The sequence below is a fragment of the Pseudomonas sp. Pseusp15 genome (genome assembly GCF_059492165.1).
The window spans coordinates 421862-435902 of record NZ_CP168523.1 but is presented as its reverse complement, the minus strand read 5'-3'; the positions used below and the strand labels follow the sequence as shown (position 1 = coordinate 435902).

Below are 14041 nucleotides of genomic sequence, written 5' to 3'. Positions count from 1 at the left end.
AGAAAGTCGATCGGCTGCAACCCAAGACGGGTGGCCAGCCCGTACGGAGATTCGCAATGACTCAGATCGCCCGCATCAGCGACACCGGCAATGAACGCCGCCTGCAAGCCGAACGCCTGGTGGGCGCCGAGGCACTGCAGGAAGCCCAGGCCTTGCGCTTCAACGTGTTCAGCGGCGAATTCAACGCCAGGCTGAAAGGCGCGGAATTGGGTCTGGACATGGATGACTATGATGTTCACTGCGCCCACATCGGCGTACGTGACTTGAACACCGGGCGCCTGGTTGCGACCACTCGTTTGCTCGACCACACAGCCGCCAGCAGCCTGGGCAAGTTCTACAGCGAAGAAGAATTCAGCCTGCATGGCCTGGTTCATCTGAAAGGCCCGATCCTGGAAATCGGTCGCACCTGCGTCGACCCGGCCTACCGCAACGGCGGCACCATCGCCGTGCTCTGGGGTGAACTGGCCGAAGTGCTGAACCAGGGCGGCTACAGCTATCTGATGGGTTGCGCGAGCATTCCGATGCAGGACGGCGGCATCCAGGCCCACGCGATCATGCAACGCCTGCGCGAACGTTACCTGTGCACCGAACACCTGCGGGCCGAGCCGAAGAAGCCATTGCCGACGCTGGACATTCCATCGAACGTCATCGCCGAAATGCCGCCGCTGCTCAAGGCCTACATGCGCCTGGGCGCAAAAATCTGCGGCGAGCCGTGCTGGGACGAAGACTTCCAGGTGGCCGACGTGTTCATCCTGCTCAAGCGCGACGAGCTCTGCCCGCGTTACGCCAAGCACTTCAAGGCGGCTGTGTAATGAGCCGCTTGCGGGTGTACGCGCGAATTGCGCGAGTGCTGATGGTGGTGGCGCTGGGCTTGACCATGGCCAGTGTGTTCGGCGCGTTCGAACGACTGGGGATTGCCCATTCGATGGTCCGTCGCCAGCGCTGGTCGCGGTTTTTCATGGCGCGGCTGAGCAATGCCCTGCCCTTTCATGTCACCGTCAATGGTCAATTGCCGAAGGCGCCGATGCTCTGGGTCAGCAACCATGTGTCCTGGACCGACATTCCGCTGCTGGGCATGCTCACGCCGCTGTCATTCCTGTCCAAGGCTGAAGTGCGCACCTGGCCGGTGGCGGGCTGGTTGGCGGCCAAGGCTGGCAGCCTGTTCATTCGCCGTGGTTCAGGCGACAGTCAGTTGATCCGCAAACAGATGACTCGCCATCTGGAACAGGAACACCCGCTGCTGATGTTCCCGGAAGGCACCACCACCGATGGGCGTTCGCTGCGCACGTTTCATGGTCGTTTGCTGTCAGCGGCGATCGATTCCGAAGTGGCGCTGCAACCGGTGGCGATTCGTTATCTGCGCAACGGCGAGCTGGATACCCTGGCACCGTTCATTGGCGATGATGATTTGCTGTCACACCTGATGCGCTTGTTCGCCAATGATCGGGGTGAGGTGGAGATTCACCTGCTCAAGCCGATCGAGTGCCAGGACCGGGAACGCGCGGCGCTGGCGTTCGAGGCGCAGCAGGCGGTGCAGAAGGCGTTGTTTGGTGAAGTCGCGAAACCTGCCGAGCCACGGCGTGCCGGCGAACTGATCGCCGCCTGATTTTGCGTTTGTAGGAGCGAGGCTTGCCCGCGAAGCTTTTGGCGCCCTCGAGGACCGCTTCTCGGGCAAGTCGGATCGCCGCACCGCTCGCTCCTACAAAGAAGGATTGGTGTCAGCGGTTTTGTGCGAAGTCTTGAAGCTGCGGATAGAACAACCGGAAATCCTCGCTCAACGGTTCATACAACCGCCGCAACTCCTGCATTGCCGCGGCCAGTTCCTCGGGCCGCGTCAGCCTGCGTGAAATCCCCCGCAGTACCTGCTCCAGCACTTCGAATTCCTGATAAGCCCCCAACCAGTCATTGGCCACCATGTGCGGCGCAATCTTCGCCAGGCGCTCCGGCAACTGCGGCTCGGCCAGCAGCACCCGGTAAACATCCGAGGTGAATTGCCCCAGCGGACGGTCGGCGTACAGCGCCCAGTCCCGCGCCAGGCAATGGTCGAAAAACACATCGAGCACGATCCCGGCGTAACGCCTGCGCGTGATGGAAAACCGTGACAACGAGACATCCACCAACGGATGACGGTCGGTGAAGACATCGATGCTGCGATGCAACTGGATGGCCGCCTCGACCTCCGGATCGAACTGCCCCTGCAGCCGTCCCTTGACGAAGTCGCCATACAGACTGCCGAGCATTTGACCGGGGCGTTGGCCACCGAGGTGCAGATGTGCGAGATAGTTCATGGACGCAGCTTAGCACTGCCTCACTAATATCGTTATAACCCGATATACCGATTTACGCAGTCATCAGACCGAAATCATATTGGTATATCGCGAAATACCGATTTAAAGTTCGCCCCATCGCGATATAACGTTTTACTCATCACGAGCCCCAAGCCATGAACCTCGACCTCGACGAAATAATAAAAGCCCTGGCACATCCGGTACGGCGAGAAATCCTGCACTGGCTCAAAGACCCGGCCGTCGAATTTCCCGACCAGACCCACAGCAACGAGCACGGCGTCTGCGCCGGGCAGATCGATCAACGTTGCGGTTTGTCGCAGTCCACGGTGTCCGCACACCTGGCGACCCTGCAACGCGCCGGCCTGATCAGCAGCCGCAAAGTCGGCCAGTGGCATTTTTTCAAACGCAACGAGGAAACCATCCAGGAGTTCCTTCGCACCTTCAGCAAAGAGCTCTGACCCTTTGGCCGATAAGGAATCAATCATGCCCCTCTCGCTACTCATTCTGGCCTTGAGCGCCTTCGCCATCGGCACCACCGAGTTCGTCATCATGGGCTTGCTGCCCGATGTGGCGGCGGACCTCGGTGTGTCGATCCCCGGCGCCGGCTGGCTGGTGACCGGTTACGCCCTGGGCGTGGCCATCGGTGCGCCGTTCATGGCACTGGCCACCGCCAGGCTGCCGCGCAAGGCCGCGCTGGTAGCGTTGATGGGGATTTTCATCATCGGCAACCTGCTCTGCGCCCTGGCCAGTGACTACAACGTCCTGATGTTTGCCCGTGTGGTCACCGCCTTGTGCCATGGCGCGTTCTTCGGCATCGGTTCGGTGGTGGCGGCAGGCCTGGTGCCGGCCAACAAACGTGCGTCGGCCGTGGCCCTGATGTTCACCGGCCTGACCCTGGCCAACGTCCTCGGCGTACCGCTGGGCACCGCGCTCGGCCAGGAAGCCGGCTGGCGTTCGACCTTCTGGGCAGTGACCGTGATCGGTGTGATTGCGCTGATCGGTTTGATTCGCTTTCTGCCGGCCAAGCGCGATGAAGAGAAACTCGACATGCGCGCCGAACTGCGCGCCCTCAAGGGGGCCGGTATCTGGTTATCCCTGAGCATGACCGCCTTGTTCGCCGCGTCGGTCTTCACCTTGTTCACCTATGTCGCGCCGCTGCTGGGCGAAGTCACCGGTGTTTCCCCGCGTGGCGTGACCTGGACCCTGGTGCTCATCGGCCTGGGCCTGACAGTCGGCAACATCATCGGCGGCAAGCTGGCTGACAAAGGCATGGCGGCGACGCTGATCGGTGTGTTCATCACCATGGCGGTGGTCTCCACCGTGCTGACCTGGACCAGCGTGGCCCTGATCCCGACCGAAATCACCCTGTTCCTCTGGGCCACCGCGTGCTTTGCCGCCGTGCCGGCACTGCAAGTCAACGTGGTGACCTTCGGCAAGGCTGCACCGAACCTGGTGTCGACCCTGAACATCGGCGCCTTCAACGTCGGCAACGCACTCGGTGCCTGGGTCGGCGGCAGCGTCATCGCCCACGGCTTCGGCCTGACCCGCGTGCCACTCGCGGCAGCCGCACTGGCGGTGCTCGCCCTGCTGGTGACCCTGATTACTTTCCGTCAGAGCGGCGATGCCGAGCTGGCCCCCGCTACCCATTAATCGCTAAAAGAGAGCTATTAAATGACGACAATTTTCGATCCGATCAAACTGGGCGACCTCGAGTTGGCCAACCGCATCATCATGGCACCGTTGACCCGCTGCCGCGCCGACGAAGGCCGTGTGCCGAACGCGCTGATGGCCGAGTATTACGTGCAGCGCGCCTCTGCCGGCCTGATCCTCAGCGAGGCCACGTCGGTCACGCCGATGGGCGTCGGTTACCCGGACACTCCCGGCATCTGGTCCAACGACCAGGTGCGCGGCTGGAGCAACGTGACCAAAGCGATTCACGGCGCGGGCGGCAAAATCTTCCTGCAACTGTGGCACGTGGGTCGGGTTTCCCACCCTTCGTACCTGAACGGCGAAGCACCGGTCGCACCGAGTGCCATCCAGCCTAAAGGCCATGTCAGCCTGGTTCGTCCATTGGCCGACTACCCAACTCCGCGCGCCCTGGAAACCGCTGAAATCGCCGACATCGTCGACGCTTACCGCGTGGGGGCCGAGAATGCCAAGGCCGCCGGTTTCGACGGCGTGGAAATCCACGGTGCCAACGGTTACCTGCTCGACCAGTTCCTGCAAAGCAGCACCAACCAGCGCACCGACAACTACGGTGGCTCCCTGGAAAACCGTGCGCGCCTGTTGCTGGAAGTGACTGACGCCGTGATCGAAGTCTGGGGCGCTGGCCGCGTCGGCATGCACCTGGCACCGCGCGCCGACTCCCATGACATGGGCGACGACAACCTGTCCGAGACCTTCACCTACGTCGCTCGCGAACTGGGAAAACGCGGCATCGCGTTCATCTGCTCGCGCGAAAAAGAAGGCGCCGACAGCCTCGGCCCGCAATTGAAAGAAGCCTTCGGCGGCCCGTACATCGCCAACGAACGCTTCACCAAGGACAGCGCCAACGAGTGGCTGGCCAGCGGCAAGGCCGACGCGGTGGCGTTTGGTGTGCCGTTCATCGCCAACCCGGACCTGCCAGCGCGCTTGAAGGCCGATGCACCGCTGAACGAGCCGCGTCCGGAACTGTTCTACGGCAAGGGCCCGGTCGGTTATATCGACTATCCGACGCTGTAAGCCTCGACCGTTGAAATGCAAAAGCCCCGACTCGAAAGAGCCGGGGCTTTTGCGTATGGAAGATCAAAGGTCACCGAGGCAAATGCGATGCCTTTGGTCGGCTATTCGGCGCCCTTGTAGCCGGGGCGTTCACACTCATTCACATACTCGACACAAAATCCCTACAAAATACGTAGCTCGCTACCTATCAACCTGGCGAACGTACGTATATAAAAGCATCCCATTGCAAAAAGGCGCGCGAAGCAGGGACATTCCCCGCGTCATGCCTTGACAAAAACGGATCCAATTACGCATTTTGTTTCAATTGCGCAGGCTGGGACTCAAGCGCAGCATATCCAAACCTGTGTCGACCCAACGCTCGGCTTCGATGTGCAGTTGAAAACTGTCGGGCGCCAACAGCCACTGATACAGGATGCCATCGATGTAGGCATGCAAGCTGATGGCCGCGCGGGCAGCGTCGAGGTTTTCCGGTAACTGCCCGCGATTCACCGCATTACTCAGGGCCAGCGCGATTCGCACATTGCAATCGAGGCTGACCGTTCGGCGCTGCTGGCGCAGGTCGCACATTTCATCGGTGAATTCGCACTTATGAAACAGAATCTCGTTGATGCGTCGGGTTTTCGGGTCCAGTGCAACTTGATGAAACAAATGAATCAGCAGTTTGCGCATGCAGCCCAGCGGGTCGAGTTCGTCCTGGCTTTCACTGGCCTTGGCCATTTCATTCAGCGGCTCGTGCAGGGTATCGAGCATCGCCTGCAGCAGATCCGCCTTGTTACTGAAATGCCAGTAGATAGCCCCGCGAGTCACCCCGGCCAGGGTAGCGATATCCGCCAGCGTCGTGCGTGCCACGCCCCGCTCGAAAAAGGCTTTTTCTGCCGCTTCGAGTATCTGGCTTCGGGTTTCTTGAGCTTCCTCTTTGGTGCGACGGACCATGGCAGTAAAACCTCAATCAGGGTGCCTCAGCGATGTCTGAGCATCCGCTGAATAGAAGTGAGGCGAGCGCTTTCGGGCTTCGTCTCAGGCCTACAATTCAAATCTTTGGACGGCTTTTGTAACGGTGTGGGTACGCCGCCAAGGTATTTACAAACAAGCATGAATGTAAGTATATTCCTTAGCAAGCTACTTATCCACCCGGTAAAATTTTTTAACCTTCCACCTTTCTTGTGCGCAACTTGCGCGCCTGACCCGAGGATCTTCATGCAATTCAAGCCAGCTGTTACCGCTCTGGTTACTGCCCTCGCCCTGGCATCGCTGCTCAGTGGATGTAAAAAGGAAGAGGCGGCACCTGCCGCACCCACCCCTCAGGTCGGCGTCGTAACCCTGCAACCACAAGCCTTCACCCTGACGTCCGAACTTCCAGGGCGCACCAGTGCGTTCCGTATTGCCGAAGTTCGCCCACAGGTCAACGGCATCATTCTCAAACGACTGTTCAAGGAAGGCGGCGACGTCAAGGCCGGTCAGCAGCTGTATCAGATCGACCCGTCGGTCTATGACGCGACCCTGAAAAGCGCCGAAGCCAACCTGCGTTCGACCAAGTCGATCTCCGATCGCTACAAGCAACTGGTCGACGAACAGGCCGTCAGCCGTCAGGAGTACGACACGGCACTGGCCAACCGCCTGCAATCGGAAGCCTCCCTGCAGACCGCCCAGATCAACGTGCGCTACACCAAGGTCTACGCACCGATCTCCGGTCGAATCGGCCGTTCGTCGGTGACGGAAGGCGCGCTGGTCAGCAGCGGCCAGAGCGACGCCATGGCGGTCATCCAGCAACTGGACCCGATCTATGTCGACGTGACCCAGTCCTCGGTGGAGCTGCTTGAGCTGCGCCGCGAACTGGAAAGCGGTCGTCTGCAAAAGGCGGGCGACAATGCCGCCGCGGTCAAGCTGACCCTGGAAGACGGCAGCCAGTACGCCGTGGACGGCAAGCTCGAGTTCTCTGAAGTCTCGGTAGACCAGACCACTGGTTCCGTGACTCTGCGCGCGGTGTTCCCCAACCCTGATCACACCCTGCTGCCGGGCATGTTCGTTCACGCTCAGTTGCAATCCGGCGTGAACAGCGCGGCGATTCTGGCGCCGCAACAAGGCGTGACCCGCGACCTCAAAGGCACCCCGACCGCGCTGGTCGTGGGTCCGGACAACAAGGTCGAACTGCGTCAGCTCAAGGCCAGCCGTACTGTCGGCAACCAATGGTTGATTGAAGACGGCTTGAAGGCAGGCGATCGCCTGATCACTGAAGGGCTGCAATTCGTCAGACCTGGTGTTGAAGTCAAGGCCACTGAAGCCACCAACGTCAACGCCAAGAGCCCGGTCCCCGCACAGGCAGCCAAAGTCGCTGTCGGCGGCAAAGGGGAGTAAACCATGTCGAAATTTTTTATCGACCGTCCGATTTTCGCCTGGGTAATTGCCCTGGTGATCATGCTGGTCGGGGCTTTATCGATCCTCAAGCTGCCCATCAACCAATACCCGAGCATTGCGCCTCCGGCCATTGCGATCTCCGTGACTTACCCTGGCGCGTCTGCACAAACCGTGCAGGACACCGTGGTGCAGGTGATCGAGCAACAGCTCAACGGTATCGACAACCTGCGTTATGTCTCGTCGGAAAGTAACTCCGACGGCAGCATGACCATTACCGCGACCTTCGAGCAGGGCACCAGCTCCGATACCGCGCAGGTTCAGGTCCAGAACAAACTGAACCTGGCCACCCCGCTGCTGCCGCAAGAAGTGCAGCAGCAGGGTATCCGCGTGACCAAGTCGGTGAAAAACTTCCTGATGGTCATCGGTGTGGTGTCGCGCGACGGCAGCATGACCAAGGACGACCTGTCCAACTACATCGTGTCGAACATGCAGGACCCGATCTCGCGGACCGCCGGTGTCGGTGACTTCCAGGTCTTCGGCGCCCAGTACGCGATGCGGATCTGGCTCGACCCGGCCAAGTTGAACAACTTCAACCTGACCCCGGTGGACGTGAAAACCGCCATCGCGGCGCAGAACGTCCAGATCTCGTCCGGTCAACTCGGCGGCTTGCCCGCCCTGCCCGGCCAGCAACTGAACGCTACGATCATCGGCAAGACCCGCCTGCAGACTGCCGAGCAGTTCAAGGAAATCCTGCTCAAGGTCAACAAGGACGGCTCGCAGGTTCGCCTCAAAGACGTCGCCGAAGTAGGCCTGGGGGGCGAGAACTACAGCGTCAGCGCACAGTTCAACGGCAGCCCGGCCTCTGGTCTGGCAGTGAAACTGGCCAACGGTGCCAACGCCCTCGATACCGCCAAGGCCCTGCGCAAAACCATCGATGACCTGAAGCCGTTCTTCCCGCAAGGGATGGAAGTGGTGTTCCCGTATGACACCACTCCGGTGGTGACCGAGTCGATCAAGGGTGTGGTTGAAACCCTGGTCGAAGCGATCGTGCTGGTGTTCCTGGTGATGTTCCTGTTCCTGCAAAACTTCCGCGCCACCGTCATCACCACGATGACCGTGCCGGTGGTATTGCTGGGTACATTCGGGATCCTCGCGGCATTCGGCTTCAGCATCAACACCCTGACCATGTTCGGCATGGTGCTGGCCATCGGCTTGTTGGTGGACGATGCCATCGTCGTGGTGGAAAACGTCGAACGGGTCATGAGCGAAGAAGGCCTGTCACCCAAGGAGGCCACCAAGAAATCCATGGGGCAGATCCAGGGTGCGCTGGTCGGTATTGCTCTGGTGCTGTCCGCGGTACTGCTGCCGATGGCGTTCTTCAGTGGCTCCACCGGTGTGATCTACAAGCAGTTCTCGATCACCATCGTTTCGGCCATGGCCTTGTCGGTGCTGGTTGCATTGATCTTCACCCCGGCGCTTTGCGCCACCATGCTCAAGGCGATTCCGAAAGGCGAGCACGGCACGCCGAAACGCGGCTTCTTCGGCTGGTTCAACCGCAACTTCGACCGTGGCGTCAAAAGCTACGAGCGCGGCGTCGGCAACATGCTCGCGTACAAGGCTCCGTACCTGCTGGCGTACCTGATTATCGTGGTCGGCATGATCTGGCTGTTCACCCGCATTCCAACGGCGTTCCTGCCGGAAGAAGACCAGGGCGTACTGTTTGCCCAGGTGCAAACCCCGGCCGGTTCCAGCTCCCAGCGCACGCAAGTGGTCGTGGATGAAATGCGCGAGTTCCTGCTGCGTCCGAGCAAGGATGGCGGCGAAGGCGATGCAGTGGCCTCGGTGTTTACAGTGACCGGCTTCAACTTCGCCGGCCGTGGCCAGAGTTCGGGCATGGCGTTCATCATGCTCAAACCATGGGACGAACGTAACGCCGACAACAGCGTGTTCAAACTGGCGGCCCGTGCCCAACAGCACTTCTTTACCTTCCGCGACGCCATGGTGTTTGCCTTTGCGCCACCAGCGGTACTGGAACTGGGTAACGCCACCGGTTTCGACGTATTCCTTCAGGACCGTGCCGGCATCGGTCACAACAAGCTGATGGAAGCCCGTAACCAGTTCCTCGGCATGGCGGCGCAAAGCAAGGTCCTGTCGCAAGTCCGTCCGAACGGCCTGAATGACGAGCCGCAGTACCAGCTGGAAATCGACGATGAGAAGGCCAGCGCCCTGGGCGTGACCCTCACCGACATCAACAACACCCTGTCGATTGCCCTGGGCAGTAGCTATGTGAACGACTTCATCGACCGCGGTCGTGTGAAGAAGGTTTACGTGCAAGGCCTGCCCGGCGCTCGCATGAGTCCTGAAGACCTGAAGAAGTGGTACGTGCGCAACAGCGCCGGCACCATGGTTCCGTTCTCGGCGTTCGCCAGGGGTGAATGGATCTACGGTTCACCGAAACTGGCCCGTTACAACGGCGTGGAAGCGATAGAAATCCTCGGTGCCCCGGCGCCCGGCTATTCCACCGGTGAGGCCATGGCCGAAGTCGAAGCCCTGGCCAAGAAACTGCCGGCCGGTGTCGGTATTTCCTGGACCGGTCTGTCGTACGAGGAACGTCTGTCCGGCTCGCAAGCACCAGCGCTGTACGCCTTGTCGCTGTTGATGGTGTTCCTGTGTCTGGCGGCGTTGTATGAAAGCTGGTCGATCCCGATCGCGGTCATGCTGGTCGTGCCGCTGGGGATCATCGGTGCGCTGATGGCGACCAGCCTGCGCGGCCTGTCCAACGACGTGTACTTCCAGGTGGGGCTGTTGACCACCATCGGTCTGGCGGCGAAAAACGCCATTCTGATCGTCGAGTTCGCCAAGGAACTGCATGAGCAAGGGCGTAGCCTGCGCGATGCAGCGATCGAAGCCTGCCGGATGCGTCTGCGACCGATCATCATGACCTCGCTCGCATTCGTGCTCGGCGTGGTACCGCTGGCCATTTCCACGGGCGCAGGTTCGGGTAGCCAACATGCGATCGGTACCGGGGTGATTGGCGGTATGCTCACGGCCACAATCCTGGCGATCTTCTGGGTTCCGTTGTTCTTCGTCACCGTGTCGTCCATGGGCCAGCGCAAAGTCGCCGACCAGGATGACGCCATTGAAACTCCTCAAGAGGCTGGCTAATGAGCAAGTCGCTACTCTCCCTGGCAGTCACCGCTTTCGTGCTGAGTGGCTGCTCGCTGATACCCGATTATCAGCGGCCTGAAGCACCGGTGGCAGGCCAATACCCGCAAGGCCCGGCGTATTCGCCGGCCCAGGCGCCCAACCAGGCCGCCGCCGAACAGGGCTGGAAGCAGTTTTTCCACGACCCTGCGCTGCAGCAGGTGATTCAGACCGCGCTGGAGAACAACCGTGACCTGCGTGTCGCGGCGCTGAACATCGACGCTTATGCGGCTCAATACCGCATCCAGCGCGCCGACCTGTTCCCGGCGGTTTCGGCCACCGGCAGCGGCAGTCGTCAGCGGGTTCCGGCACGGGCCTCGCAAACCGGCGAAGCGAACATCAACAGTTCCTACTCGGCCACCGTCGGCATCAGCGCCTACGAACTCGACCTGTTCGGTCGGGTGCGCAGCCTGAGCGAAGAGGCCCTGCAGAAGTACTTCGCCACTGAAGAAGCACGGCGCAGCACGCAGATCAGTCTGGTGGCCAGCGTGGCCAATGCCTATCTGACCTGGCAGGCCGACAAGGAACTGCTGAAACTGACCCAGGAAACCCTCGGTGCCTTCGAGGAGAGCTACAAGCTCACCTCGCGCAGCAACGAAGTGGGCGTAGCCTCGGCGCTGGATCTGGCCCAGTCACGTACCTCGGTGGAAAACGCCCGTGCGCAACAGGCCAAATACACCCGTCAGGTCGCCCAAGATGAAAACAGCCTGGTGTTGCTGCTCGGCACCGGCATCCCGGCCAATCTGCAAGCAGCCAAGCCACTGTCGGACGACCTGCTGAGCGACGTGCCGGCCGGCCTGCCGTCGGACTTGCTGCAACGTCGCCCGGACATCCTCCAGGCCGAATACAACCTCAAGGCCGCCAACGCCAACATCGGCGCGGCGCGGGCTGCATTCTTCCCGAGCATCAGCCTGACCGCCAATGCCGGCTCCCTGAGCCCGGACCTGTCCGGTCTGTTCAAGGGTGGTTCGGGCACCTGGTTGTTCCAGCCGCAAATCAACCTGCCGATCTTCAACGCCGGCAGCCTGCGTGCCAGCCTGGATTACTCCAAGATCCAGAAAGACATCAGCGTGGCGAACTACGAGAAGTCCATTCAAACAGCCTTCCAGGAAGTCGCCGATGGCCTGGCCGCACGCCAGACCTACACCGAGCAGTTGCAGGCTCAGCGTGATTTCGTCAGCGCCAACCAGGACTACTACCGTCTGGCCGAGCGTCGTTATCGCATCGGGGTCGACAGCAACCTGACCTTCCTCGACGCCCAGCGCCAGCTGTTCAGTGCCCAACAGGCGCTGATCACCGACCGCCTGGCGCAGCTGACCAGCGCGGTCAACCTGTACAAGGCGTTGGGCGGTGGCTGGAATGAACAGACGGCGAAGAACGAGCCGTTGAAAGAAGAAGCGCCGAAGATGAAGTTGTTCTGATAGCTCCGCAAATACGAAGCCCACCGTTTGGTGGGCTTTTTGTTGGTCATGAAAAAAACCAGCCTGTTCGCTTCACCCTCCGACTCCATTGACCAGAAACACCGGCTCTTCCAGATAATCGAGCCCCAAGCGGTTTTCGAACATTTCGTCGCGTAACGCTGCGGTAGTGAAACTGCCCAGGCCCAGCGCGGTGGCCAGCAGGGAAAAGGTCTGACTCAGATGCCCGGCATCCATCAGCGCCACCCGCAATGCGCGGCTGAATTCGTATTTCCAGGCCATTCGCTCGACCCGCGCCGTGGAAACGAACACCGCTGCCGCATCCTTGATCCACGCCTGTCCACCACAAGCCTCGCTGATCCAGGCTCGCGGATCTTCCAGGGAAATCAGCTCAAGCCCATGACGGCGTACCGAATAGTGGTAAAGCCCCCGCTCGAAACCCTGCACGTTCATCAGCACCGCATACACCTCGGTGCCCTGCAGCGAACCGCCGGCCGGCGAGGTTTTCTTCAGGAAATAGTCACCCATGCGGTTGTGCTGCACGACGGTCGCGCCCCAGGTGTAGTAGAGCAACAAAGACAGTTGTTCCGAACTCAACGGCTGATCACTGAAGGTTCGCGACGTACGGCGATTGCACAGCGAGTCCAGCAGCGTCGGCTGAGCAATCGCACAGGCAGGCAACAGCGGGTTTTCCAGGGCGATGAACGGATGGGACCAGTAGTCCTTGAACGCCGACGGCTGAGGTTGCGCCGAGGCCTTTTGCTCCAGCTCCGTTTCCAGCTCGGCGACGCTGATGTAGGGCGTGTGCGAGCCGGTCCGGGTACTCAGGTAAAACTCCAGCGCTGCATCCCAACGGGTCCAAAGGTTGAGCGAATGCTTACCCTGGTTATACGTGACCGAACCCGATTGATTCACCACGGGCAGCAAAACACCATGGCTGACCAGTGTTCTCAGAAACGCCAGGTTGTCGTCCTGTGCAGGACTTTGCAAAACCCCCGGCAGCAACAAGGCACTTTCCAGCGTTTGCGGGCTCAGGAAATGGCGCAGTAACGGCAGCAACGTCACGTCAAACTCCAGGCTCAAGTCCTGCTGCCGGTCTCGGATAAAAAACGACGCCGAGCCAACGCTGAGCCAGGTGCTTTCCCTGAGTTTCAGCAGGGTCTGCGCGTCCTCCGACGGCGTCTGTTGATCACCCTGTTGATCAAGCTCCTGCCAGAACAGGGCCTTGGGCCTCAAGGACTTGATGGCCTTGATCAAGGTCAACAGTTCCGCGTCATCGGTTTTGCGCGAAATATCCCACTCCAGGGTAATCGCTTTCACCGGGGATGATCTGAACAGCTCACGCAAAATGTCCCAATCCCGCCGTGGATGGCTGGTGTGAATTTCAATCAACCGGTCCAGCGGCAACGAACGCAAATAGTCGTTCAGGTCGTAACCCTGGGTTCTGGCGGTCGTGATCGCGCTGTCGAGATCCAGCAAAAATCCCGAGCCGCTGCGCTCCACCACACTGGAAATGAACTCGCCTTCGGACTGCTCTTGTGCGCCCGGCAATGAAAACAACCGCGGTGCGTTTTCCAGCACCAGCAGTGTGGCCGTGAGCTCGCGCAATTCGATGGCATTGGCCACCACCGTGTCAGCCACCTCTTGGGCCAGGGTCGGCAAAATGAAATGCTGCGTGTCGCCACCGTGGAAACGCGACCAGGAAATATGCTCGGCCAGCCACGGCGAGCGGGTTTTGTCGCACAGTCTCCGCGTCATGTTCAGAAATTCGCGATCCATCGCGATGCCCACGCTGCCCAGGGACAAACTGGACGAGTGCAGCAGGCTCGGTACTCGAGCGCTGACGTCAAGTAAACGAGGCTGCAGGATGCAGTGGGTCGGCTGAAACTCGACGTAATCGAAATGCGGCAAACCCTCAGCGAGAATTCGCTCGACCGTCGGGTCAAGTCCATCCTCCGACCGGTCATCCTGTGCCCTGCGCCGTGGCAAATGGTATTCCAGCCCTACTCCGGCCTCGGGATAGGACGAGGCATCAAACATCCCCATGTGAGCCTC

At 60.5% G+C, this 14041-nt stretch carries 11 protein-coding genes; 8 read left to right on the top strand and 3 right to left on the bottom strand.

Annotated elements, in window-relative coordinates; all coding sequences use genetic code 11:
* Nucleotides 1–56: 56 nt before the first annotated feature.
* Together olsB and ACEN8R_RS02085 are read left to right on the top strand one after the other, a co-directional pair.
* Entirely contained in the window at nucleotides 57–812 is a 756-nt protein-coding gene (olsB, locus tag ACEN8R_RS02090; protein WP_019580897.1) for an L-ornithine N(alpha)-acyltransferase, read from the top strand.
* Nucleotides 812–1606 carry a lysophospholipid acyltransferase family protein gene (locus ACEN8R_RS02085; protein ID WP_018926855.1) on the top strand — a complete coding sequence of 265 codons (795 nt, stop codon included), beginning with the start codon at nucleotides 812–814 and terminating at the stop codon, nucleotides 1604–1606. The genes olsB and ACEN8R_RS02085 overlap by 1 nt, the downstream gene beginning before the upstream one ends.
* 112 nt (nucleotides 1607–1718) lie before the next feature.
* On the opposite strand, the gene ACEN8R_RS02080 is transcribed toward ACEN8R_RS02085, so the two are convergent.
* On the bottom strand, nucleotides 1719–2288 hold the full coding sequence (locus ACEN8R_RS02080) for an acyl carrier protein phosphodiesterase (RefSeq protein WP_495624553.1): 570 nt from the start codon (nucleotides 2286–2288) through the stop codon (nucleotides 1719–1721).
* Between the two features lie 155 nt (nucleotides 2289–2443).
* On the opposite strand from ACEN8R_RS02080, the gene ACEN8R_RS02075 reads away from it, so the two are divergent.
* From ACEN8R_RS02075 to ACEN8R_RS02065, 3 genes are read left to right on the top strand one after another with little or no spacing between them, the layout of a single operon-like run.
* Nucleotides 2444–2746, top strand: coding sequence for an ArsR/SmtB family transcription factor (locus ACEN8R_RS02075; protein WP_018926857.1), 303 nt, complete (start codon nucleotides 2444–2446; stop codon nucleotides 2744–2746).
* A 25-nt stretch (nucleotides 2747–2771) separates the two neighbouring features.
* Entirely contained in the window at nucleotides 2772–3938 is a 1167-nt protein-coding gene (locus tag ACEN8R_RS02070; RefSeq protein WP_018926858.1) for an MFS transporter, read from the top strand.
* Nucleotides 3939–3959: 21 nt separating this feature from the next.
* Entirely contained in the window at nucleotides 3960–5009 is a 1050-nt protein-coding gene (locus ACEN8R_RS02065) for an alkene reductase (RefSeq protein ID WP_018926859.1), read from the top strand.
* A gap of 300 nt (nucleotides 5010–5309) precedes the next feature.
* Here the strand turns inward: ACEN8R_RS02065 and emhR are convergent, their stop codons facing one another.
* Nucleotides 5310–5942 carry an efflux system transcriptional repressor EmhR gene (gene emhR, locus ACEN8R_RS02060; RefSeq protein WP_018926860.1) on the bottom strand — a complete coding sequence of 211 codons (633 nt, stop codon included), beginning with the start codon at nucleotides 5940–5942 and terminating at the stop codon, nucleotides 5310–5312.
* A 264-nt stretch (nucleotides 5943–6206) separates the two neighbouring features.
* Here emhR and ACEN8R_RS02055 point away from each other — a divergent pair, with 264 nt between their 5' ends.
* From ACEN8R_RS02055 to emhC, 3 genes are read left to right on the top strand one after another with little or no spacing between them, the layout of a single operon-like run.
* Nucleotides 6207–7364, top strand: coding sequence for an efflux RND transporter periplasmic adaptor subunit (locus tag ACEN8R_RS02055; RefSeq protein WP_018926861.1), 1158 nt, complete (start codon nucleotides 6207–6209; stop codon nucleotides 7362–7364).
* Nucleotides 7365–7367: 3 nt separating this feature from the next.
* Nucleotides 7368–10529 (top strand): efflux RND transporter permease subunit EmhB, encoded by a 3162-nt coding sequence (emhB, locus tag ACEN8R_RS02050; RefSeq protein WP_018926862.1) that lies wholly within the window; start codon nucleotides 7368–7370, stop codon nucleotides 10527–10529.
* Nucleotides 10529–11989 carry an efflux RND transporter outer membrane subunit EmhC gene (emhC, locus tag ACEN8R_RS02045; RefSeq protein WP_018926863.1) on the top strand — a complete coding sequence of 487 codons (1461 nt, stop codon included), beginning with the start codon at nucleotides 10529–10531 and terminating at the stop codon, nucleotides 11987–11989. Before emhB ends, emhC begins: the two co-directional genes overlap by 1 nt.
* A 72-nt stretch (nucleotides 11990–12061) precedes the next feature.
* On the opposite strand, the gene ACEN8R_RS02040 is transcribed toward emhC, so the two are convergent.
* Nucleotides 12062–14032: a multinuclear nonheme iron-dependent oxidase gene (locus ACEN8R_RS02040; RefSeq protein ID WP_018926864.1), complete on the bottom strand. Its 1971-nt coding sequence runs from the start codon at nucleotides 14030–14032 to the stop codon at nucleotides 12062–12064.
* Nucleotides 14033–14041 lie beyond the last annotated feature (9 nt).